Consider the following 23,623-nt stretch of genomic DNA (forward strand, 5'->3'; position numbering starts at 1 on the left):
GTCATGGCGCTGATCGTGCTGGCATCAGCCTCTGCCTCCCCGGGTGTCACTGCGACGGCCGTCGGCCTCGCTGTGACATGGCCCCGTCCGGTTCTACTCCTGGACGCTGACCCGACAGGTGGTTCAGCGATCCACGCGGGTTACCTGCGTGGGATGGTCCCCCCTGCCGACTCGTTGCTCGACCTTGCGCTGGCCAACCGTCACGGGCACCTGGTCGAGGCCATCTCGGAGACCTCAAGCCCGATCGAAGGCACACATGTCTCGCTGATTTCAGGGATCCGGTCGCACGCCCAAGCACCAACTCTGACAGGTCTGTGGAATCCGCTGGCGGCCGCGCTGAAGTCGCTCGAGCGCACCGGCCAGGACGTCATCGTCGACGCCGGCCGATTGGGGCTGGTCGGCTCTGCAGAACCACTGATGTATGCCGCCGATCTCTGCCTGCTCACCACACGATCTGACCTCGTCTCCCTGTCGGGCGCAAGGTCCTGGGCGGCAACCCTGCGGGACGGGTTCGAGTGCACGGGAGGCCTGTCGTCCCTGGGTGTCTTGATGGCCGGTGAAGGGGACCCGTACTCGGCGCGCGAGGTTCGCAAGGTCCTCCAGTTGCCGGTGACCGCCTCGCTGGCGTGGGATCCCGATGCAGCCCGAGTGTTCTCCAGGGGCGCCAAAGCGCCGAAGAAGTTCGACTCGTCACCGCTCGTGCGCAGCCTTCGAGCCGCACAGACCGCGATCACCGCCACAGTCACGGCCAACCGTGCGGACCTCACCCTCCAGCCTGTTGGGAGTTCACGATGACCCAGAACCCGGACTGGACCGAATCCCATAACCCGGCCGACCCGACGGCCTTGCCCATTTTCGGAGACCCCGCTCCTCAGCGACGCGGCAGGGTCCGTGGCACGTTCTCGATGACGCCACAGGACGAAGCCGCAGACACCGAATCGCATGAGGAGCAGCCAAGGGAGCCTACGTCGCTGCGTCGCGCGGCACAGCGACACGGAAGCGAGCTGGACTGGGACCTCATCGCGACGCTGCGGCATCAGGCATCGGAGCGGCTGAGCACAGCGTTGGGGGAGGACCGGGCCCACATGCCGCGCGACGTGCAGCGCGAACGTGGTCGCGCCATCATCCTCGAGCTGCTCAACGACGAGTCCGCCGCACGGATGACAGCCGGGCAGGACTCGTGGCCGCTCGCCGAGCAGGGCCAGATGGCCAAGGCCCTCGACGACGCCCTGTTCGGGTTGGGCCGTTTGCAGCCGCTCGTCGACAACGACCTTGTGGAGAACATCATCATCGCCGGGTCACAGTCGGTGTGGCTCGAGTACAGCGACGGCCGACTCGTGCGAGGACCCGCAGTCGCGACGAATGACCAAGAGCTGATCGACTTCCTGGTCTTCCTCGCGTCACGGTCGGAATCCAACCCACGCCCCTTCTCTGAGGCACAACCACGCCTGCACATGCGGCTGGACGGCGGTGCCCGGCTCGCGGCCACCGCGTGGGTTCACCCATACCCCTCAGTGGTGATCCGCCGCCACCGCCTGCGCCAGGTGACGTTGGGCGATCTGGTTGAGCGCGGAACCTTGACCGTCACCGCCGCATCCTTCCTGTCAGCTGCTGTCAAAGCCGGGAAGAACATCGTGGTCTCGGGTGCACAGGGTGCAGGCAAGACCACGTTGGTGCGGGCGCTCTGCGCCGAGATTCCCCGTCGCGAGATCATCGGCACGTTCGAGACCGAGTACGAATTGTTCTTGCACGAGCTGAAGGAACAGCACGACATCGTCTTCCCTTGGGAGGCCAGGCCCGGGTCGGGGGAGCGTGGCGCAGACGGTCGGCAGGCGGGCGAGGTCACCTTGTCCGAATGCCTCGTCGACAGCTTCCGGTTCAACCTGAGCCGCCAGATTGTGGGCGAGGTGCGCGGGCCGGAGATCTTGGCGATGTTCAAGGCGATGGAATCCTCCAACGGCTCGATCAGCACCACTCACGCCCGCAACGCAGTCGGCGCACTTGGCAAACTCGTCACCTGCGCCCTCGAGGCCGGCCCGCAGATCACCTACGACTACTCGATCCGCCAGATCGCGGCCAACGTCGACATCGTGGTCCACGTCCACCTGGACAAGAGCCCAATCGGTGACGACGCCTATCAGCTCGCACGGTGGGTCGAGGAGATCATCACCGTGGAGCCTGGCGAGAGGGAGACGGGCTACTCCTCCCAGACCGTGTTCAAGACCAAGCTCGGTCGCCGCGAGGCGGTGCCCTCAGTGATGCCCGATGAGTACCGCGACCTCGAGCTGTGGGGCTTCGACCTCAACGCCTTCTACGCCCAGAACGGGGAAGCTGCGTCATGACACCGCTCGTCCCCGCGCTGGCCGCCGCACTGATCGTCGCGGGTGCGATCGGCGTGCTCGTCGGTGTGCGTGGCACACCCGAGAAGGCGGCCGCACCAACCCGAAGGAGGATGCCCGGGGTGGCGCGGATCCAGTCGATGACCAAGCGCACCCAGAAGCTGCTCCTCGTCGGGGCTGGCGTCGGCCTCCTTGTGGCCATCCTCACCGGGTGGGTCGTGGCGATCATTCTTGTTCCTGCCCTCATCGCCGGCCTGCCCTGGCTGCTGTCATCGCCAGAAGCCAACGACAAGATCGAACGCCTTCAAGCGATGGAGGAATGGACCCGGTCCCTCTCGGGGATCCTGACCGTCGGCGCGGGCCTCGAGCAGGCCCTCATCGCGACCCTGCGGTCGACACCCGACGAGATCCGCCCTGAAGTGGCGCGGTTGGCCTCACGCCTGCGCGCCCGGTGGTCCACTGAGGACGCACTGCGGGCCTTCGCCGACGAGGTCGACGACGCTACCGGCGATCTGATCTCCGCGAACCTCATCCTCGCCGCCCGGCGCCGCGGTGCCGGCCTCGCGGCCGTCCTGGAAGCGTTGGCGGAGTCCGTTGCCGCCGACGTCCGGGCCCGACGAGAGATCGAGGCCGACCGGGCCAAGCCACGTGCGACAGCGCGAGCCGTCACCTTCATCACCTTGGGAGTGCTTGGGTTCCTGGCCCTCAACGGTGACTACATCGAGCCGTACGGGTCTCCACTTGGGCAGATGATCCTCGTCACACTGCTGGCCCTCTACGTCGCCACGTTGATCTGGATGAAGCGTATGGCGCTCGGCGGCAAACTGCCTCGCTTCATCGGGGCGGCCGCGAAGGAGGCGGCGAACTGATGCTGACCGGACTGCAATTGGCGATTACCGGAGGTGCGTTGCTCGGTCTCGGCGTGGTGTTCCTGCTGTGGCGTCTGGCTCCGGCGGACCCCGACCTAGGCCAGGCATTGGAACGGCTCTCACCGCGCGCCACGACAGGCGAGTCCGGTGAGGCCTCGACCACGGCCACGGACTCGCGTGACCGGCTCGGCCGCTGGGGGATGAAGACACTTCCCGCGGGGACCTGGGGAAAGGCGCCCGTCAAGGAACTGGCTCTCCTGAGGATCCCGCTCAGCCGGTTCTACGGGGAGAAGATCCTGTTCGCCCTGCTGGGACTGACGATCCCCCCGCTGTTTGGGCTCATGCTGGCCACGATCGGGTTGGGGCTGCCGATCATCCTTCCTGTTGGTGCGTCGTTGGCCTGCGCGGTGGCGTTCTTCTTCCTCCCGGACTACAACGCCCGCGATGACGCCAAGAAGGCCCGTGTCGAGTTCAACTGGGCGCTGGGTGCCTACATCGAACTGGTTGCCCTGGAACGCAACAGCGGCTCCGGCCCTCGGCAGGCGATGGAACTGGCAGCGGAAGTGGGCGACAGCTGGGTGTTTCGCCGTCTCGGGGAAGAGCTTGCCCGGACGCGGTGGTCAGGGGTGACGCCCTGGGAGGCGCTACACAACCTGGGCGACGAACTCGGACTGCCCGAACTCGATGACTTCGCGGACATCATGCGGCTCTCGGGTGAAGAGGGTGCCCAGATCTACACCAGCCTGCGAGCCCGATCAGCCGGGATGAGAGCAGCCATGCTCAACGCCGAGAAGACCAAGGCGAACGAGAGCAGCGAACGGATGTCGATACCGATGAGCGCGCTCGGCGTCATCTTCCTCGCCATCCTCGTCGTGCCCTCCCTCCTCAGACTCATGGAGGGGTCCTGAACCTGTTCACGTCACCGATAGCAACCAAGCTTTTAAGCCGTCCAACCAGGACCGGCACAACCACAGAAGGGGAGAGCCGCATGCACTATCTGGCCGCAGTTCTACACACGTTGGGCGTCACCGCGTCCGATCACGCAAGCAAGCGCATCAAGGGCGATCCGGAGCGCGGATCCGTGACCTTGGAACAGATCCTTTGGGGCGTGGCCCTCGCGGCCCTCGCGGCCGCTGTTGTGGCCGTCATCAGGACCTTCGTCATGGGTAAGGCCGGCCAGCTCGGCACATGATGTCGCCTCGCTCCTTCCGTTTGCTTCACCCCTTCGTGGGGTCGGGGCAAACCGAGCGTGGCTCGGGGTCGATCCAAAACGTCATCCTGCTGCCGCTGGTGTTCAGTGTGATGTTCCTGGGTCTTCAAGGCGCCCTGCACTACCACGCCCGAACGGTCGCTATCGCGGCCGCGCAGGAAGGCGCGCGAGCAGCAGGAGCTGAAGGGGGCTCAGGTGGGGACGGTTCCGCCGCAGCCTCGAGCTTTGTCGCCGACGCGGGAGGCTCGGACGTCATCAGAGGGGTCAGGATCACCAGTCAACGCTCTGCCACGAACGCCACGGTCACGGTGACAGGGAGGCCACTCACCGTGATTCCCGGTTGGGGACTCATGGTCAGACAATCGGCCACCGTCCCCGTAGAAAGGGTCACCGGATGAGGTGGGGCAAAGGAGGACGCGAGCGAGGGTCAGCGGTGATCGAGGCCGTCATTGGGATCCCTGCGTTCATGCTGTTCGTCGGCCTCATCATTGCTGCCGGACGGTTCACCATCGCCCAGCACAGCGTGGAGTCCGCAGCAAACGCAGCAGCCCGGGCGGCGTCCATCTCCCGTACCCAAGAACAGGCACAGGGTGCAGCCTCCTCGAGTGCTGCCACGACCCTGAACAACCAAGGCCTCAAATGCAGCTCGAAGAGCGTCTCTGTCGACACGACCGGCTTTGCTGCACCGGTCGGGACCCCAGCGCGAGTGACGGCCACGGTCACCTGCGAGGTCCAGGTCGCCAACCTAGCCGTGCCCGGTCTGCCCGGAACCCTTTCCGTCGAGGCGACCATGGCGTCGGCTATCGACACTTACCGAGAACGGTGATTCGGATGCGGACCTTGACCAACCCATGGCGCGACGACGAACGCGAACGCGGATCGATCAGCATCGTCCTCGTCGTGGGTGCCGTGGCCATGATCATTCTGGTGGGACTCGCCGCCGACGTCGGCGGCAAAGTCCACACACTCGAGCATGCCCGGGACGTCGCCAGGCAGGCTGCACGAGCGGGAGGGCAACAGCTCGTCGCCCCGGCAGCCATCCGTGGTGAAGGTGTCCAGGCCGACCCGTACGCCGCGCAGCAAGCAGCGCAGGCATACCTTGCCGGGGCTGGCGTGGCAGGGTCAGCCACCGTCATCAACGGCACGACCGTGAGGGTCACCACCACGGAGACCTACTCCACCAAGTTCCTCAACATCATCGGCATCGGATCCTTCACCGTCCAAGGTGACGCCGAGTCGAGGATCGTCCGCTCCGCTGGAGGTGTCGAACAATGAGACTGCGCACTCGACTTGTCGGACTGGTGGCCACACTCACCATCTTGGGGATCGTCATCGGACTCCCCGTGGCGCTCTTGGCTATCGGCGCCAACCCTCTGCCGAACGAGGTCCCCACCCTCGAGCAGCTCCGCGTCTTCTTTACGAGCCCGGATGACGGAACACTCGCCCTGGGTTTCATCGCACTCGTCGGCTGGGCGGCATGGGCCTTCCTGGCCGCCTCCCTTGCCCTGGAAGGTGTCGCCCGGGTCCGCCGCACCTCCTCGCCGCACCTGCCCGGCCTCGCGCTTCCGCAGTCGGCCGCCCGAGGACTGATCGGTGCAGCCCTGTTGCTGTTCGTCACGGCCCCCGTTGGCATGCCTACCGCCCATGCCAGCGCGGGGACAGCAGCGGCCGCATCCGCTGTTGCGAGCACCCCGTCGAGAGCCGCACCGGTTCCTTCCGGTCAGCTCGCACCCGCTGCGACACCCCAAGCTCAGTTGACTCCACCCGAGGCGAAGCCCTCCACGATGGACCACACAGTCAAGCGGGGGGACACGCTGTGGTCTCTGGCCGAAGCCCACCTTGGGGACGGAGCGCGATACGGCGAGATCGTCGAGCTCAACCCCAAGACCCTGGGTGGCGACCCGGGCTTCTTGACCCCGGGAACCGTGCTGACAATTCCCACTCCGCCTACAGAGGCGGCGGGCGCAGACGGCACCAGGGTCGTCGAACGCGGCGACACGTTGTCAAAGATCGCGAACGAGGAGCTCGGTGACCCTGACCGCTACCCGGAGATCTACGCAGCCTCCAAGGACACCGCTCAGCCCGGCGACCGCCAGCTGGTCGACCCAGACCTGATCCTGCCTGGATGGACTCTCACCATCCCCGGGGCAGCAACACCGGCGACAGCGCCCACTGCCCCCACCCCGAAGACACCTGCAGAGAGCACGGCTCCCTCACCGACCAGCGCCGCACCCCACAACGTGCCGTCGGGCGAAACGCCGGGCACAGAGAGCGCCCGCCCGCCGGCAGCGTCGACCCCAAGCATCCCCCCAGGCCAATCCGCACCAGTGCCTGCATCAGTGACTGACGCCCGCACGGTCGACGTCGAGGAGACTTCCTCCGTCGCACCGTGGATGTTGGCTGGACTCGTCGGTGGGGGAGGGGTGCTCGCCGGGTCGATGGCGCTCCTGCTGCTACGTCGGCGCCGGGCCCAGTTCCGTGCCCGGCGTCCCGGACGCACGATCGCGACCCCCGAGCCCGTGCTCGTCCCCGTCGAGAAGACCGTGACCGCGATCGGGTCAACGACCGCCCCGACCGTTGAGCACCTTGACGCCGCGCTCCGACGGCTGGCGGTCTCACACGCCGGCTCTGGGCAAGCGATGCCCGAGGTCGCGGCCGTCCAGATGACCCTGACCGGCCTCACCCTGCACCTGTCGGGTCCGAGCACCCTCGACGCACCTTGGCAGGGCACCGAAGACCACCTGCACTGGACGTTGCCGGCGCAGGCGGACCCTGCGACCGTCGGGCCACTCGTCGAGGATCAGCCCGCCCCGTACCCGATGCTCTGCACCATCGGAGCCAGCGACGCCGGCGACGTGTGGATGCTCAACCTGGAGGACATGGACCTGATCATCACCGGAGACGTGGACTACGGACGGGACTTCGCGCGGTACATCGCCGCCGAGATCGCGTGCAACCCGTGGTCACACGGCGTCACGGTGGACCTCATCGGGGTCGCCACAGAGGTCGCAGCCATGAACCCCGAACGGGTGCGCGTCCACAGCGGCGATGACCCGGCCGCTGATCTCGTCACGGACGCTGTCGCCATGATCGACCGCTCTCAGGACGCTGGCACCGACGTCAGCACCGCTCGAGCAGCCCAGCTGGGGGCCGACCCTTGGCCGGCGAAGATGCTGATGGTCGACGCGGCCGCGGAAACCACACCCGCCCTGGAGCAGTTGCTCGACCTCGTGCGCACCCACGGCGGGCACACCGGCACCAGCGTCGTGGTCAGAGGGGAGGAGCTCGCCGGCGACGGCATCGAGGTCCAGATCAGCGCATCCGGGCGGATTGTGATGCCAAGGTCAGGACTCAACCTGATTGCAGTGGGTCTGACAGCCGACGAAGCACAAGGGTGTGCGGCCCTCCTGGCACAGAGTGAGGACCTCGAAGATGTCGACATCCCCTCCGTCGACGAGTCAGACGAGGAAAGCTGGAAGGCCTGGACCGACGAGGCCGGAGCTCTGCGAGAGGAATACACACTTCCCCGCATCAGCCTCAACGACGTGGACGAGGAGGACGCCCAACCTGCTGCGCCACCAACGTCGATCCTGGCGGATCCGGACGAGGAGTACGTGGAGCACGGGGCGACCACCGTCGCCGATCTCAACGCCTTGGCGCCGCGGGTGACTCCCCAAGTCCGTGATGCGGTCTTGAATGCCGACCCGACCCTCGACGACGACCTGGAGCGGTGGCACTCAGACACGTGCGACCTTCCCAGACTGACCTTCCTTGGCCCTGTCACGGCGCGCACTCGAGGCGCTGCGCTGGCCAAGCGCAAGCCCTACTTCACCGAGCTGCTGGCGTACCTGGTGACGCGCCGGCACGGGGCGACCCCGGACGAGGTCGCGGACACCTTCAACATCTCCCAGACCAAGGCACGCGACTACGTGAACACCGTTCGCGACTGGCTGGGTACCAACCCTCGCACCGGGAACAAGCACCTTCCCGACGCACGCAAAGCACCACTGGCACAAACGCGCGGCACCAGCGTCTACCAGGTGTTGGACGCTCTCATCGATGCGGACCTGTTCCGTCGCCTCAGAGCGCGCGGCGAGGCGCGCGGGGCCGAAGGAATCGACGACCTCTGCGCCGCCCTGCGCCTGGTCCAGGGACGTCCTTTTGACAACCTCCGCAAGGGTGGCTGGTACTGGCTCTCCGAAGGAGATCGACTTGACCAACACATGGTCTGTGCCGTCGTCGACGTTGCCCATCTCATCACCACACACAGCCTGCGCGAAGGCGATCTCAAACGCGCCCGCCTGGCCGCCGAAACCGCCGCACTGGCCGCGCCGGACGAGGAGATCCCCCGCCTCGATCTCGCAGCCGTCGCGGCAGCAGAGGGTCACGCCAACGAGGCCGACCGAATCCTTCGGGACGAGATCCTCAACCGGACCGACGACGACGGGCCGCCCGCTGAACTCTCCGAGCGGACCCAACAAATCATCGCCGGAAAGGACTGGCTCAAGCACTCCCAACAGGCCAGCTGACAACTAGGGCCAAGCCAGACGAAAGGGCCTCACCATCCCCACGATGGTGAGGCCCTTTCGTTTTCGCGTGGCTCGAAACCCAACCCACAAACCCTGTGCCAACCCCTCCGCCACGAATTTCTTCAACTTTCGGGGGGACGTTGCATTTGTGCAGGTCACAGACCTGACCGCTTACCTCTAGAAGGTCGTACCCCCCAGCGAATCGCGCTCGACGGGGACAACCTCGGGGACGCCCGATCGGGATCTTCCTTCCATGCCCACACGGCGGAAGGAGCTCGAAATGAGCGTCGCAAGGAACCTCGGTCTGGATGACCCTGACAACAACATGCTGGCCCTCGCCAGGGATCGCTGGAGCAGCTGGCGTCTCGAGCACCAGGCACTCGACGTCGTCGAGGACCTCCTAGACCTGCCCACCTGGATGCGCAACGCCGAACCCGAGAACGCAGACCGGGTGCTGCTCGCCCTGGCCGAACTGGCCTCACCCGAAGGTGGCGACGATCTCGCTGCAACGGGAGCGTTGGCCTGGCTTCTTCTGCCCGGCGCCAGCCTCCTCGCAGCTCGACTGGCGACCCTGACCCCGAGCATCGACGAGGTCCTCGCGGCCCAGCTGTGGGTCGAGGCTCGAACCTTCCCGTGGCAGCGTGGACGCCGCGTCGCCGCCAACATCCTGATGAACGCACGCAAGGCGGTCATGCGGGATCTCGGAGTGGGCGTGGCTGCGGACCCCGCATGGTCCCGAAGCATCCTGATTGCCCCCACTGAGGACGTCTGGGGCGTCCTTCCTGGGCCGGCCACCGACACCCAACCCGAACACGAACTGGCCGAGCTCCTGGAGTGGGCATGCAGCCAAGGAGTCATCACTGAAGACGACCGGGCGCTGCTCGTCGACGTCGCCGCCACCGCGGACCGACACCAGCCGCGCCGTGCCGGTCGCGGGCATGCCGGACTGCTCTCCAACGACGTCTCCACCGAGGTCGCCCACCGCCACGGCGTCTCACCGATCACCATCCGCCGCCGGACCCGACGCTCAGTCCAAGCGCTGCGAGACGCACGAAAGCTGTCCGCCTGATGAAGACCGCCAGTGACCCCCATCCGGCTTTAGACGGCGAGGTGATGACAGTGACCGACCCCGCAGAGATCGAGCGACTCATGTACGTGGCCAACAGCGACGCCACTGTCCTCGACGACCTCGACCAGTGCATGACCAGGCTCCGCCAAGCGCAGCTGGCGAAAGCCGCCTTGGCCCGTCTCGACTCCAGCGACCTGCGCGAACTGTTTGCTGCCCGACGTCTCGCACTGGGAGACGGAACCCGATGAGTGCGACCCAGACGGCACCCCGCGCCGCCATCAGCGTCGACGAGCTGAAGCGTGCCTGGCAGGCCGTACAGACAGGACAGTTCCGCACCGACCAGAGCCGCCGCCCGACGGACACCCGCAACGGTAAGCCCGGGCCGACGTGGGAGCCCGATGAGGATGTCCTCCCAGTCATCGGATGCGGCGGCAACACCGGTGCCAGCACCGTCGCCCTGGCGATCGCCACCGTCGCTGACTCGGCCCGCGTCGTGGAGTGCTGCACCGTCACCGCGACCGGCCTAGCGGCCGCGGCCACTGCCGAGCTCGGGCGGGTTGGCAGCTGGACCCGAGGCACCCGAGACAACGTCACCCTCGAGCGCGGCACCGACGTGCTGCTGGGGATCGACGAGGTCCCACTGCCCCCGCCACCCATCAGCCCACTGGGCCTGACTGTCCTCGATATCGGCTGGGAGCTCGGGCAGGTCCTGGCCACGCCCTCCTGGGTAGGCGACCACATGCAACGTGCGCGGGCCGTCGTCGTCGTCACCTCGGCCACCGTGCCCGGCCTCCGACGACTGGAAGGGGCACTCGCGCTCCTCGAAGGAGCCAACGTCGTGGCCGCAGTCGTCGGCCCACGACGAAAGAAGTGGGCACGCGGCATCGACCACACCATGGGCGCCCTCACCCGTGCTCTGGAGCGCAACGGGCAACTCATCGACATCCCCGAAGACCGCAACCTGGCCAGCCACGGCCTCGACACGCGACCACTACCCGCGGCACTGACCACGGCAACAACCCACCTCCTTCGGCTTGTCCAAGCCAAGAACCACCGAGAAGGGATCTCCTCATGCTGAACACGATCACCTACCACCTCACCGCCCTCCCGACAGCGGTGTGCCCCACCGCGCCACCTCAGGCACAGAAGTACGCAGACCAGCTCATGGGCTACGTCCTGTGGGGCGTCATCCTCCTGTTCTTCGTTGGTGTCGTCGTCGGCATCGGCTCCATCGTGGCCGGTCGAGTGTTCGGCATGCCACATGCCAGCAAGGCCGGGATCGTGGGTGTCGTCGTCGTCTTCCTCGCCGTCATCGCCTACCTCGTGCTGCCGGGCGTGGTCCGTGCCATGACCGGGTCTGGCTGCATCTGATGGATCAGACGACGCACCTCACCGACGGGGCATGGGGAAGGCCACGACTGCTGGCCGTCCTCGCTGGCGGAGTCGTCGTGATGCTGGCCGGTCTGGTCGGGCTGGGCCTGGCGGTCTTCTACGCAGTGCAGTCCGCCGACACCTCCACCGTGGAACCCGGCTCGACCGAAATCCGCACCGGGGCCGCGGGGGAGCCCCACGGTCAGGCTCACCGGGACGCAGTCGCGGCCGCCCCCATGCTCGAGGTGGAACCGGACGACTCCAAGGCCGGCATCCCGGCGGCCACACCCGCGCCGGTCCTGGCCGTGCCCGCCGCCACCACGACGGGACCGGTCGAGGTGCCCACAGGATTCCCCAAGTCGCCGGCCGGGGCGATCGGACAACTTGCGGCAATCGAGACCACCGTCTTGCAGGGCATGTCAATCCCGCACGCCAACGACGTCTACAAGCAGTGGGCCATGCCGGGGAGTGTCGGAGCCGCGAACTGGCCCCTGATCAAGAACGTCCAAGCGTTCCTGGCCAGCGCCCAACAGGGGCAGACCAAGGACCCCACCATCACCGTCAGCGCCCACCCAGCGGCAGCCCAGGTCAAGGGCATCGATGGGTCGGACTGGGTGCTCGCCTGTGTCCTGCTCGACATGCGCGCAGTCATCACCACCGAAGCCCGGGTGGCGTACGGGTACTGCGAACGCATGCAGTGGGTCGGGGACGACCAGAGCGGGCGATGGATGATCGCCCCCGGCGACCTGCCCGCCACCGCACCCTCAACGTGGCCAGACACCGACCTTGCGATCAAGGCCGGCTGGCGTACTTGGGTCGACGCCAAAGACTCGGGGGTGAGCTGACAATGTTCAACCCGTTCGGATACCTCGCATCAGCCGCGGGCAAGGTCGTCGCTGACGGATGGACGGCGGTCTGCCTCGGAGTTTGGAACGCCGGGCTGTGGCTGCTCAAACTGGTGCTAACGATCGTCGACAGTTCCACCACTCCCGACCTCAGCGAGACTGGCCCAGGCGCGGAGATCTACAAGATCACGTTCTGGATCGCGCTGACCATGATGATCACGCTGTCCCTGGCGCAGTTGGGAATCTCTGCCTTCCGCAGGGACGGTCGCTCGGTGGGGCAGCTCCTCATCGGCACCGGCCAGTTCCTCATGGTCTGGGCCGCCTGGCTCGGCTACGGCGTCGCGCTCCTCGCGGCCGTCGGCGGTCTCACCAAAGCCCTCATGAACAAACTGCTGCATATCGACAAGTGGGCCCAGTTCGAACCCTTGGGCACGCAGATCTCCGTCCAAGACATCTCCGACGGCACGGTTGCCACAGTCCTCATGGTGCTCGGCATCTTTCTGGTATTCGCCGCCATCGGGCACCTGCTCGTCATGCTGGCCCGGGCCGGCTCGTTGCTCGTACTCGCTGCCACCACACCCATCGCGGCCGCGGGGCTGTCCTCCGACTTGGGCCGCGACTGGTTCTGGAAGAGTTTCCGGTGGTTCCACGCCGCTGCCTTCACCCCTGTCCTCATGATCCTCGTCCTGGGGATCGGGGTACAGATGACGTCGGGCGTGGCCACTGGCATGACCAACGAGCTGGAGAAGGCCGTTGGGACCGCGGTGCCTGGCGTGGTCTTGCTCTGCATCGGCTGCTTCAGTCCACTCGCACTTTTCAAACTCCTCGCGTTCACCGATCCCGGCACCACCTCTGGTGCGGCGCTACGTACCGGCCTCTCCGCACAAGGCGGGATCTCTGGACTGCTGGGCGGGCTCGGTGGAGCTAGTGCCAGCGACAGCAACTCAGCGGCCTCCGCCACTGACCAGAACGGCAAATCGCAAGGCGAGAGCGCCGGCGAAGACTCAACGAGCAGCCGGTTCAACGGCAGCGCGGCCGGAATGATGGGCAAATTCGGCGGCGCCCTCGGCCAGGCCGGCGCCGCCGGCATGGGCGCCATGGAGAAGATCGGATCCACCGGTGCCTCGGTGGGCGCGGACCTGACCAACCAGATGGGGGTCGGTCACAACAACTACGTCCCCGACTTCACCTCCGCCAAACGCGGCAGCGACGGCGGCCGACCCAAGGGTGGAGACGACGACAACCCCCAAAGCGGTGGAAGCGGTGGCCCCGACCAGGACCTCCACCCTGCCGCGACCGGCACCGACGGGGCACCCACCCCTTCCCTGCCCACCCCACCGACCCCATCGCTCCCAGCCTCCCCCGGAGGTGGGGCGCCATCGCCAGGCGGCGGTGGGGGAGGGACGCCCACCCCCGGAGCGGGTGGTGCGGGCGCAGAAGGTGCAGGAGCAGCAGGAGCCGGCGCGGGAGCCATCCCCGTCGTGCCGGTCTAGGAAGGAAGACACATGGCAGTCATCTACTCGGATTACTCCCGAGCTCGCATCGGGTGGTTCTTCGGACTGTCGGGGTGGCAGTTGGCGATCGTCTCGCTGACGTTCCTACCGATCGCCTGGTCAATGCGTAGTGGGGCCTGGATCTCCGCTCTGCTGTTCCTGCTCCTGTGGACCGTCATCCTCCTGATCACGATCACCCCAGTGCGTGGACGATCGGCCACGGGGTGGGCCACCGCATCCCTCGCCTTCGCCGCTGGCGGTCTGCTCGGTTGGACCAGATTCCGCTCCAAGGCTGCGCTCGGGCGAGCAGACGACCTGGACGAGCCAGACCTGCCCGGCATCCTTCAGGGCATCAAGATCCACGACGGCCCACCCAATGGTGCAATGTTCGCCCGAACGGCGATGGTCCAAGACCACCGATCCCGCACCTGGGCGGTGACCGCCTCCGTGGTCCACCCCGGCATCGGCTTGAAAGAGCTGGACGAGCGACAAAGGCAGGGCGCCGGACTCAGCGACCTCCTAGACCTCGCCGCACGGACTGAACTCATCGACGAGATCCTCTTGCTGGTGCGCACAGTTCCCGAGGACGGTGCCGAACGCGACCAATGGGTCACACGCCACCGCCGCGGGGAAGCGACCGCGGCCCGTGAAATCAACGACGAGTTGCAGAGCAACCTCACCCAGGCCAGCGTTCGCACTGAAGCATTCGTGACGTTCGTGGTCCCCGAGGGACGGATCGCGAAGGAGGCCAAGGAGTCAGGCGGTGGCCTCGACGGGCGCGCCCGTGTCATGTACAGCCTGGCCTCAGAAGTCGAGGCGCAGCTGCGCGGCGGCATGGGGATGACCACCGTGAACTGGCTCACCAGTCCCGAGCTCGCCCTGGTGTGCCGCACCGGATTCGCGCCGGGCGACCGCGCTGGAATTGTGGACGCGCTCGAGAGCCGAACGAGTGACCCGGACGTGAACGCTGACATCCCCTGGGCCATGGCCGGGCCTTCAGGTGCGGATCCTGTGGCCCGTCATTACAGCCACGACGCCTGGAACTCAATCAGCTCCACGATCAAGCTCCCCGTCAAGGGTGCCGCGATGGGTGCCCTGGCACCTGTCCTGACCCCGACCGCGCCAGGGGAACGCCGCAGCTTCATGGTGGCCTATCCGATCCTGACGCAGTCAGCGGCCGAGCGGCAGAGCGCCACCAGCGAATGGGCGGCCGATATCGGCGAGGAAATGCGCAACAGGGCGAAGGTCAAGCAGCGCACCAAGTCCAGGGACGAAGCCGACAAGGTGCGCCGCCTTGACCAGAAACTGGCCCGAGGAAACAGCCTCACTCGCCCGTATGCCGTCGTGACGGTCACGGTTCCCAAGACCGCCCGGGTCTCGGAATACGGCCGACGCCTCGACGCATCCGTGCGGCGGGCCGGGTTCGCGCCACTTCGGCTCGACCTCGCCCAAGACGTCGCATTCTCATCCTCCACGGTCCCCTTGGGGATCAGCCTCACCAGGAAGGCCAACTGACATGGCTACCAAACTCGGCAGCCGTCGCGGCGGACGCGACATGTCCCGTCTGCTCTCCGATTTCGGCCACGAGCTGCCCTCCATCCCGCGCCCGCTCCCGCCTGTTCAGGAAGGGCGGATATTCAAGCCCGCACCCCGTAGCGGGGCACGTCGCGCCGGGCGAGGCTGGGCTCCCACCTCCGCTCCCGTGTCGCTGTGGCGCATGACGAGTGACCAAGCCCCTGTCTTCTGGCCCTTCATCTCTACCCAGGGCCTGCCTCCCACCGGCGCGCAGATGGGCATCGACATGCTCTCCGGTGGCGCCTTCTACGCCGACCCACTCGGATGGGTCCTTGACGACAACGTCCCGGTCACCAACTCCAACATCTTCAGCTTCGGAAAGCCCGGTCGTGGCAAGAGCGCGACCACAAAAGCCTTCTGCCTGCGCATGATCGACTTCAACTACCGGGTCCTCATCCTCGGCGACACCAAGGACGAGTACGAACCGCTGTGCCGATTCCTGGGGGTCGAGCCCTTCGCCATCGGCCCCGGTCTGCCCGCCCGAATCAACCCACTGTCCTTCGGGCCGCTCCTGACCGGATGGGATCAGCTGAGCCCCGAGGAGGCACAGGCGCGGGCCACAATCGTGTTCTCCCGCTGGCTCACCCTCGTACGGGGCTTGGTCGGCTCACAACGTATCGGGGAACAGCGCGTCCCTTTCGGCCCCACTGACGAAGTGGTCGTCAAGGCCGCACTGCAACACCTGACCGGTTACGCCGCCGGACACACCCACATGCGCGAGACCACCATCCCCGAACTGTGGCACCTGCTCGACAACCCCACCAAGGACCTCATCGCAGAATGCCGCTACTCCGATGAAAGGCACTTCCTCGACGCCACCCGGCTCCTGCGTGATGCCCTCGGGCAACTCGTCAGTGGCGCTTTGGCGGGGCTCTTCGACGATCACACCACCGTCGACGTCGACTGGCGCGCCCCCATCCAGTCCCTCAGCCTCTCTCGACTCGACCCGCTCGGCGATGAAGCTGTCGGGATCGCCCTGACCTGTTTGAACTCGTGGGGGCGAGGCATGCGAGAGATCGCCCCAGCCGGCGACCTGCGTGTGGTCGTGCGCGACGAGTCCTGGAAACAGCTGCGGCTCGGACCCGAAGCCGTCAAGTCCTTCGACGCAGACCTGCGCCTATCGCGTCGTGACGGCGACATCCAGTTCGCTATCGCACACAAGCCATCCGACCTGCTTTCCGCCGGTGACACCGGATCCCAGGCCGTCGCGATCGCCAAGGACTTGCTCCACCTGGCAGACATCAAGATCCTGCACGGGCAGGACCTTGCGGTCGCCAACGAACTTGAGACTCTTCTTGGTCTGGGCCCGATCGCGCGCGACCTGGTGACGGGGTGGGCCATGCAAGGCAAGGGCCGTGCACTGTGGAGCGTGGGGGAGCAGACCTACAAGGTGCAGACCGTGTTGCACCCCACCGAGCGGCGGCTCACTTACACCAACGACGCCATCGAGGGCGCGGCCTGAGGCCGGACCGATGAAGAAGATCGCGCTCGGTCTCGTCCCCCTGCTCGTGTTGCTGTGCCTGCCCTTGGCCTTGGGTGCCATGGCGGTAGTCGGCGGCGCGGCGGTCGGGGCGCAGTTGCCTACCGTCGACTGTGGTGGAGCCATGCCGGCCACAGGTGAGTTTCGACCGCCGTTCCAACAGGCCTACGCAGTGAGTCAGCGAGGCTTCGGCAACGAGTTCCATCCCATCGCCCACGAGTGGCGCCAGCACACTGGCCAAGACCTTTCATCCCTTCCTGGGCCAGGTCCCGTGGTGGCGATCGCCGCCGGCAAGGTGACGTTCGCGGCCGCCAGAGGCGGGTACGGCAACTTGGTCGACGTCACGCACGCGGGGGGAGTGGTGAGCCGTTACGCGCACCTGGCCAAGATCACGGTCAAACCGGGCCAAGTGGTCAGCCCCGGCGCAACCCTTGGAATCGAGGGCAGCACCGGGGGAAGCACCGGCGAGCACCTTCACCTCGAGATCCACGTGGGAGGCCGCGCCGTGGATCCGGTTCCGTTCATGCTCGAGCGTGGCGCACCCCTCAACGGCAAGGCCGTCGCCCCAAGCACGACCACCAGGGACATCCCTAGCGACGTCACGGAAGGCGGCATTGGATTCGATCTGCCCGCGGCCGGTGCGCCGAGACAGGACTCACTACGCACCCCACCAGCAAGCATCCCGGCGGCGATCAAGAGCCTTTACGCCGCAGCGGCAGCCAGGTACAAGATCCCGTGGACCCTCCTGGCCGGCATCGGCATGGAGGAGACATGGCACGGGCGCAACAAGGGCAACTCCAGCGCCGGCGCCCAAGGCCTGATGCAGTTCATGCCAGCCACTTTCGCCACGATGGGCGTCGACGGCGATGGCGACGGCCGAGCCGACATCCGCAACGACGCCGACAGTGTCTACTCCGCAGCGAACTACCTCATCAAGAGCGGGGTGGCCAACGGGCCAACCGGTGTGAAGAAGGCGCTCTGGGCCTACAACCACGCCGACTGGTACGTCAACGATGTCCTGCACTACGCCCACGCCTACGGTGGCGGGCTCGTCCTTGGAGATCCCACCGACTGCGGGGTCGGAGGTGCCGGCAACCCGCAACTCCCGCCGCTGAGCAGTGACCGCCAGACCAAGGTGCTCACCTGGGCAGGGAGCCACGCAGGCGACCCCTACGTGTACGGCGCCAACGGACCCAACGCCTGGGACTGCTCCTCGTTCACCCAAAACGCCTTCGCGCAGGTCGGGGTATCGATGCCGAGGACCGCTGGCGCACAACGGGATTGGCTCGCCAAAGGCAACGGGTTCCGGGTCCAGCACGGTCACGAACGCCCCGGGGACATCATCTTCTGGGACTCCTATCTGGGCCCTGACCGCATCGGGCACGTTGTGATCGTCTGGGATCCCGCGACCAAGACCACGATCGATGCTAGGAGCACTGCCAAGGGAGTCGGCCACTTCAGCTACGCCGACGGCGCGAAGCGCAACATCTTCGAGATCTGGCGCGTCGGCAACATGGCCGATCAACCCTCCATGCAGCCCGTTTGATACTGGGTGACCGTCAGAGGCGTAGACGCGACTTACGGGCAGTGAAAGGAGCGACACATGCAAAGATCGCGACGGGTCAACCCGCACACGACGACCTGGGAAATACCGCTGGCGGCCGTGGTGGTCGTGGTGCTCCTCTTCATTCTGGGGGTGCACGCCGGTCGCGCCGGCGCCAACCTCATCGCCGGCGCCGGCCTGCACTTCCCGCCACAGGAGGAACTGTTCGTCAGCGTCTTCCCTGTCATCCGCGGCGACGCAGGCGCGGGTCTGATCCCCCAACCAGGCCATGTCGCCGGGCCCACTGCCACACGGATCTGGATTGGCATTGTCGAAGCACTCAACCTGGTGCTCATGCTTTGGGCAAGCAAGGTCGCCTGGGACCGGTGCGGTCCCGCCCGGGTCCACGGCATGGCCACCCGAACTGAAGCCGAGAAGCTCCTCGGGCGCAGTCGACTGCGCCGCAATGCCGCAGTCATCCGCCCCGACCTCTACGGGAAGCGGCAACGATGAAACACAAGCAGCGATTCGACCCACGGCAGATTGGGTGGCGTCTGGGGCGTGCCCGTCAACCCAGCGGAGGAGAACTGTGGGTGCCATGGGACCGCACCGCTGGTGTGATCGGCCCACAGGGCAGCGGAAAGACGCTCGACACTCTCATCCCAGCACTGCTCAACGCGCCCGGCGCAGCCCTGGTCACCCTCACCAAGGCCGACGACCTGCTGCTCAGCTTCACCGCGCGCTCGAGCAACGACCGACCCTGCGTCGTCCTCGACCCCTTCGGGATCACCCAAGGACTGCCCGAGCTCGTCTGGGACCCCATCGAAGGGTGCAGCGACCCTATGGTGGCCGAACGACGCGCCAAGGCGTTCACGGCCGGAACCGTCAAGGGCGCGGTCGCTGGCGGCCACGGTGACGACGCCGCCCGCTTCTACGCCGCTGAGGCGGCGAAAGTGATTCAGGCGTTCTTCCACGCTGCAGCACTCACGGGCCGCACGCTGGAAGACGTGCTGCGCTGGGTGGCCAACCCGCACAGCACCTCGGACCCGATCGAGATCCTGCGCGAGCACCCGCACGCGGCACCGTTCTGGCATGGGCTGCTCCACGGCGCCCTCCACGGGGACGACCGCACAGCCGGCAACACCATCACGACCGTGCAGCAAGCCATGTCCCTGTTCTTCCAAGAACCCATCAGGAAGCGGTGCGTCCCCGGACCCGGACGGCCCGCCACCGACATCGCCGACGTCATCCGCCGCGCAGGCACGATCTACCTGCTCGGCAGGGAGGACCCCTACGCCAGCGCTTCGCCGTTGATGACAGCCGTGGCCGAACATGTCCTGGACACCGGCCTCGCGGCGGCTCAACGGTCCCCGCACGGCCGACTCTGCCCACCGATGCTGGCCTGCCTCGACGAGCTGCCGTCGACGGCGCCTTTGCCGACGCTGCGCACCCGGATGGCCAACGAGCGAGCCTTGGGGATGGCCTTCATCTGGGCGGCGCAGACCCGCGCCCAACTGTCCGCAATCTTCGGGGAGCAGGAAGCCCGAACCCTTCTCGGTCTGACCAACAACCTCGTCCTCTTCGGTGGGAGCAAAGATGTTGCGTTCAACCAGGAGATCTCCGACCTCCTCGGGCCGGTGCGGATCAGTCGCAGCAACTGGCAGTCCGGGCAGATGGGAGGGCGCAACGTCGTGGGTGAGGACATCCCCATCCTTACCGGGGCAGAAGTGCGCCAGCTGAAGGAGGGGCATGCTCTCGTCGTTTCCGAGAACGGCAAGCCGATCATCGCCAAACTGGACCGATGCATCACCGGGAAGTCGGGCAAGCAGCTCCTGCATGACAAATCCGAGCTGCGAGCCCGACTCGGTGACAACCAGCGCATGACCGTGACCCCCGAGGCGCGGGCAACCGCGGCGCTCGTCCAGGCGCGACGACGAGGACTTCTGCACGACAGCGGAAGCCCGACCGACTACAGCTTCATCCAGCCATGAGCACCGTCCAGGGCTCCCCATCGACCCCACCCAGGCTGGCCCCGATCGTCCGAGCCTTTCCCGAGCCGGGAAGAGGAATCCAGCAGGCCTACCGAGAACTCGACCTGGCGGACACGGGTACGGATGCCCAGAGGAAAGCGCTCGGTGACCTGAACCTTCTGCCGCGCCCCTGGGACCCGGCAAGCCTGGCTCAGCCCCAGCTGCGCTTGGAGGTGTGGGCCTGGCTCGAGGCGGTCACGACCTGGCTGAATCTTGAGTACGTGTGGGACGTGTCAGCCATGATCGCGCCCTGCTGGCCCCAACACCCACACCTCGTGCACGAGATTGCCGTCATCGCCGACCAGCGGCGAAGGGCAGGGCGGGCCCTGACCAGCGACGCCCTCGAGGAGTGGCACCGATACGCGCTGCCGTCCTTCATCGACCGGATGAAAGGCCGCTCGCGCAACCACTGCGAGGAAGGGCACCAGGACTGGCCCGCGAAGGGCCGATTCGCCCGCCATGTCGGCGACGAGCAGGTCAACGAACGCAGACGAGCCTTCAACGCTGATCAGCAAACTCAACGGGCATCGCGGGCCAGCCAGCAACCGCAAGGCCCGCAGCTCCGAGTCGTCGACGACGACCTCGCGGTCGACACAGACACCGGCGAGATCGTCGACTGAAGCAAGGGGGAGAACGATGACAGAGCACCGGATCCACGTGAACCTCACCCTGATCGTCGTCTGCGCGGCACTGTTGATCGGGTGCGCCGCGCCGCTCACCAGCGCCACCTCAGGGCAGGCCCCGGTGACGCTCACGAATGTCACCGTCGCCGACGGCGACACCCTGCGTGCCACCGTTGGTGGTGCACGGGAACGGATCCGGATCGTGGGCATCGACGCAGCCGAGGTCGCCCGCGACCCGAGCCCAGCTGAGTGCTGGAGCACAGAGGCGGGCGTTGCGCTGGGCGAGCTGCTCGAGGGCCGACCAGTTCTCGCGTTCTCCGTCGACGACGTCGACGACCGCGATCGCTACGACCGGCTCCTACGCCAGGTCAACGTTGCCGGCCAAGACGTCGCCGAGTACCTCCTCGAGCAAGGTCACGCCACCTCGTTCCGAGCGCTGGAGAACCACCAGCTGTCGCGGTACTACCTCGACCTTGAGAGGGCCGCCGAACAGAGACAGCGCGGCCTGTGGGGTGCCTGTGACACGGCGCGAGGGAACGGGCCCCGCGGACTGACCAGCAAGGGAACAGACGGATGACCGCGGACGAGAACAGCGCGTCGTTGTCACGCTTCGACATCGAGTTCGGCGACTGTGACGAGTCGCTGCACCCTCACTGCGAAGGGGTGGTCTGCGACACGGTGCTCTTGGTGTCGGGATTCGAGACGGTGGAGCATGCGCGGGAGTACGCCCGGGACCTGCTCTACGACCGGTACACCGTGGCCGATGTTCTTTCCGGGCCAGGGGAGGGGCTGACCGCCTCGACGATGATGACCGGAGAACGCGATCCTGCGACGGTCATCATCCGTGACTACAACGTGGCAGACAATGCGTGCCCCAGCGGCGACAGGTCGTACACCTTCGTGGCCGGCGGCCACGACGAGTTCTCTTTGGAGGACCTCGATGCTGACCCCGCCCCGGAGGAACTGGCCACCGTCATGCCCGGACTTCAGCCAGAAGATGACCACGTGAAGCTGCGCCGGCTACGGGAGTCCGATGCCCGTCGCACAGAGGTCGCGACGTCGTCGGTTACGCGTGCTGTCGGGAGATGAAGTCAGCCATCTGAGGGACCGTGAACGCGACGCGGCCGTGCTCCGGCGCGTAGATCAGGCCCTTGGCGATCAGGTTCGACCGGGCCACGCTGACCTGGCTCATGGTCTTGTCCAGCCGGTCGGCCACCGCCCTGGAGTTGGAACCTGTGTCTCCGTCGGCCGCCATCGCCTTCAGGTAGGCCCGCTCCTGCGGGGTGGCCCGATCCCACCGCGCCCGGAAGAAGCCGTTGTCGAGCTCACGTAGACCTTCAGCGCACCCCAGTTCGGCGTCACGCTCGGTGATGACGGGCCCGGGTGCAACAGACCACGTCTTGGACCCGAACTCCTGCAGGAAGTACGGGTAACCGCGGGAGACCTCAACGGCCAGGGTGACAGCATCGCTCTCCCACTCCACTGACTCGAGTCTGGCCGGCTCGATCAACACCGCACGGGCGTCGTGGTCGGGAAGGTGCTGGACGTGAGAGAACTGGAAAAGACGCTCGGTGTAGGACTTCGCCTCCGCCAACGCCGCCGGCAGGCTGGGAAGGCCGGCGAGGGCCACGATGAACGGCAGCGACCGCTGGTTGGCAATGTGCACGAGGGAGCACAATGTCGCCATCTCAGCGTTGGTCAGGTCCTGCGCTTCGTCGATCAGCAAGGCGACGCCCTTCCCGTCCTCTCGAGTTGCGGTGGTGAGATCCAGGATCAGCCTGAGCAGATCCATCTCGAGGGCGCCCGAATCCGCCCCGCCACCGTCAGACCCGTCAAGGTCGAGCCCGAACGTCCATGTCCCCGTTGAGTCCACGCTCGCCTTGAACGAGACGAAGGTCTTGAGGGCGGTCTTGATCTTCTCGCTGGCACTTGGGCGGGCGAGGTTCTGTAGGGGGAGTTGGAAGGCCTCGGCGACGAGCTCACGCAAACCCTTGCCCGTCCCTGCCTCGATGAAACCTGCGACCCACTCGCGTTGCTCCGCCTCCTCGTGGAGTTTCCCCAGCAGCACGGTCTTACCGACGCCACGCAGACCGTAGAGCACTGAAGAGCGCCCTGGGCGGCCGTGTTCGGCGCGGGCGAGCTGGGTCATCCACTGGTCCTGCTGCGCGTCGCGTCCCAAGAGCGCGACTGGACGCATCCCAGCTCCCGGCATGTAAGGGTTCGTGATCTCGTCCACGGCGCGACCTCCTATAGAAGTTCCTAACGCAGTATAAGCGATTGTTAGACGTGCTTACAAAGTTTTACACATCGAGTGCCCACAGAGCATGCCGGGCAGCGTTGTTTCGGTCGGGCCGTCTCGTCCGCACGTCGACGTGCGACCCAATCAGGTGACAAAGCGCGGACGGCCATTGCTTCACCTCATCAGAGACAAGCCACTCGTGTACCCACCCTCGCGTGCCCAGCGTGGCGACCCTGGGCACGCGGACGCCGCACGGATGGAGAACTCACCATCTGCGGCCGCTCACACCCGCGCGGGAAACTCAGCCTGGGGCGAGGCCGGGCCCTTGGCATCCTCCGCGATTCCTCCCGCCATGCAGGCCATGTAACGGTTATATTTGTTACATGAGGAATCTGCGAGATCGCACCG

The 23,623-nt window shown here is 66.6% G+C and carries 24 protein-coding genes; 23 read left to right on the top strand and 1 reads right to left on the bottom strand.

What is annotated here, in order from left to right; all coding sequences use genetic code 11:
- The first annotated feature begins 3 nt into the window (after positions 1-3).
- The 23 genes from LL946_RS10190 (at position 4) to LL946_RS10300 (ending at position 22,065) form a co-directional block, all read left to right on the top strand.
- Positions 4-795, top strand: coding sequence for a hypothetical protein (locus LL946_RS10190; RefSeq protein ID WP_404380275.1), 792 nt, complete (start codon positions 4-6; stop codon positions 793-795).
- Positions 792-2,342 (top strand): ATPase, T2SS/T4P/T4SS family, encoded by a 1,551-nt coding sequence (locus LL946_RS10195; protein WP_404380277.1) that lies wholly within the window; start codon positions 792-794, stop codon positions 2,340-2,342. The genes LL946_RS10190 and LL946_RS10195 overlap by 4 nt, the downstream gene beginning before the upstream one ends.
- Positions 2,339-3,208, top strand: coding sequence for a type II secretion system F family protein (locus LL946_RS10200; RefSeq protein WP_404380279.1), 870 nt, complete (start codon positions 2,339-2,341; stop codon positions 3,206-3,208). Before LL946_RS10195 ends, LL946_RS10200 begins: the two co-directional genes overlap by 4 nt.
- The gene (locus LL946_RS10205; protein WP_404380281.1) at positions 3,208-4,116 is read left to right on the top strand and encodes a type II secretion system F family protein; all 909 of its coding nucleotides are present in this window, start codon (positions 3,208-3,210) and stop codon (positions 4,114-4,116) included. The genes LL946_RS10200 and LL946_RS10205 overlap by 1 nt, the downstream gene beginning before the upstream one ends.
- Positions 4,117-4,196: 80 nt before the next feature.
- On the top strand, positions 4,197-4,400 hold the full coding sequence (locus LL946_RS10210; protein ID WP_404380283.1) for a hypothetical protein: 204 nt from the start codon (positions 4,197-4,199) through the stop codon (positions 4,398-4,400).
- 110 nt (positions 4,401-4,510) lie between these two features.
- Positions 4,511-4,816, top strand: coding sequence for a pilus assembly protein (locus LL946_RS10215; protein WP_404386853.1), 306 nt, complete (start codon positions 4,511-4,513; stop codon positions 4,814-4,816).
- Positions 4,817-4,851: 35 nt separating this feature from the next.
- Positions 4,852-5,244 carry a TadE/TadG family type IV pilus assembly protein gene (locus LL946_RS10220; protein ID WP_404380285.1) on the top strand — a complete coding sequence of 131 codons (393 nt, stop codon included), beginning with the start codon at positions 4,852-4,854 and terminating at the stop codon, positions 5,242-5,244.
- A 14-nt stretch (positions 5,245-5,258) separates the two neighbouring features.
- Positions 5,259-5,693, top strand: a complete 435-nt coding sequence (locus LL946_RS10225) for a pilus assembly protein TadG-related protein (RefSeq protein ID WP_404380287.1) — start codon at positions 5,259-5,261, stop codon at positions 5,691-5,693.
- 44 nt (positions 5,694-5,737) lie between these two features.
- A complete protein-coding gene (locus LL946_RS10230) occupies positions 5,738-8,947 on the top strand; it encodes a LysM peptidoglycan-binding domain-containing protein (protein ID WP_404380289.1) in 3,210 nt (1,069 codons plus the stop codon).
- A 280-nt stretch (positions 8,948-9,227) separates the two neighbouring features.
- On the top strand, positions 9,228-10,016 hold the full coding sequence (locus tag LL946_RS10235; protein ID WP_404380291.1) for a hypothetical protein: 789 nt from the start codon (positions 9,228-9,230) through the stop codon (positions 10,014-10,016).
- Positions 10,016-10,264, top strand: a complete 249-nt coding sequence (locus LL946_RS10240; protein ID WP_404380293.1) for a hypothetical protein — start codon at positions 10,016-10,018, stop codon at positions 10,262-10,264. Before LL946_RS10235 ends, LL946_RS10240 begins: the two co-directional genes overlap by 1 nt.
- Positions 10,261-11,094, top strand: a complete 834-nt coding sequence (locus tag LL946_RS10245) for a hypothetical protein (RefSeq protein ID WP_404380295.1) — start codon at positions 10,261-10,263, stop codon at positions 11,092-11,094. The genes LL946_RS10240 and LL946_RS10245 overlap by 4 nt, the downstream gene beginning before the upstream one ends.
- Entirely contained in the window at positions 11,088-11,387 is a 300-nt protein-coding gene (locus LL946_RS10250; protein WP_404380297.1) for a hypothetical protein, read from the top strand. The genes LL946_RS10245 and LL946_RS10250 overlap by 7 nt, the downstream gene beginning before the upstream one ends.
- On the top strand, positions 11,387-12,232 hold the full coding sequence (locus LL946_RS10255; protein ID WP_404380299.1) for a hypothetical protein: 846 nt from the start codon (positions 11,387-11,389) through the stop codon (positions 12,230-12,232). The genes LL946_RS10250 and LL946_RS10255 overlap by 1 nt, the downstream gene beginning before the upstream one ends.
- 2 nt (positions 12,233-12,234) lie before the next feature.
- A complete protein-coding gene (locus LL946_RS10260) occupies positions 12,235-13,725 on the top strand; it encodes a hypothetical protein (RefSeq protein ID WP_404380301.1) in 1,491 nt (496 codons plus the stop codon).
- Positions 13,726-13,737: 12 nt separating this feature from the next.
- Positions 13,738-15,240, top strand: a complete 1,503-nt coding sequence (locus tag LL946_RS10265; protein ID WP_404380303.1) for an SCO6880 family protein — start codon at positions 13,738-13,740, stop codon at positions 15,238-15,240.
- Between the two features lies 1 nt (position 15,241).
- The gene (locus LL946_RS10270) at positions 15,242-16,762 is read left to right on the top strand and encodes an ATP-binding protein (protein ID WP_404380305.1); all 1,521 of its coding nucleotides are present in this window, start codon (positions 15,242-15,244) and stop codon (positions 16,760-16,762) included.
- Positions 16,763-16,772: 10 nt separating this feature from the next.
- On the top strand, positions 16,773-18,326 hold the full coding sequence (locus LL946_RS10275) for a peptidoglycan DD-metalloendopeptidase family protein (protein WP_404380307.1): 1,554 nt from the start codon (positions 16,773-16,775) through the stop codon (positions 18,324-18,326).
- 57 nt (positions 18,327-18,383) lie between these two features.
- A complete protein-coding gene (locus LL946_RS10280; protein WP_404380309.1) occupies positions 18,384-18,836 on the top strand; it encodes a hypothetical protein in 453 nt (150 codons plus the stop codon).
- A 329-nt stretch (positions 18,837-19,165) separates the two neighbouring features.
- Complete coding sequence (locus tag LL946_RS10285) at positions 19,166-20,314, top strand: type IV secretory system conjugative DNA transfer family protein (protein WP_404380311.1); 1,149 nt, start codon at positions 19,166-19,168, stop codon at positions 20,312-20,314.
- Complete coding sequence (locus LL946_RS10290; RefSeq protein WP_404380313.1) at positions 20,311-20,973, top strand: hypothetical protein; 663 nt, start codon at positions 20,311-20,313, stop codon at positions 20,971-20,973. The genes LL946_RS10285 and LL946_RS10290 overlap by 4 nt, the downstream gene beginning before the upstream one ends.
- A gap of 37 nt (positions 20,974-21,010) precedes the next feature.
- Positions 21,011-21,553 (top strand): thermonuclease family protein, encoded by a 543-nt coding sequence (locus LL946_RS10295; RefSeq protein ID WP_404380315.1) that lies wholly within the window; start codon positions 21,011-21,013, stop codon positions 21,551-21,553.
- Positions 21,550-22,065, top strand: coding sequence for a hypothetical protein (locus LL946_RS10300; protein ID WP_404380317.1), 516 nt, complete (start codon positions 21,550-21,552; stop codon positions 22,063-22,065). Before LL946_RS10295 ends, LL946_RS10300 begins: the two co-directional genes overlap by 4 nt.
- On the opposite strand, the gene LL946_RS10305 is transcribed toward LL946_RS10300, so the two are convergent.
- A complete protein-coding gene (locus LL946_RS10305) occupies positions 22,043-23,212 on the bottom strand; it encodes an ATP-binding protein (RefSeq protein ID WP_404380319.1) in 1,170 nt (389 codons plus the stop codon). The genes LL946_RS10300 and LL946_RS10305 overlap by 23 nt on opposite strands.
- Positions 23,213-23,623: the final 411 nt, after the last annotated feature.

It is taken from the genome of Knoellia locipacati, from assembly GCF_044791685.1.
GTDB classification, from domain to species: Bacteria; Actinomycetota; Actinomycetes; order Actinomycetales; family Dermatophilaceae; genus Knoellia; species Knoellia locipacati_A.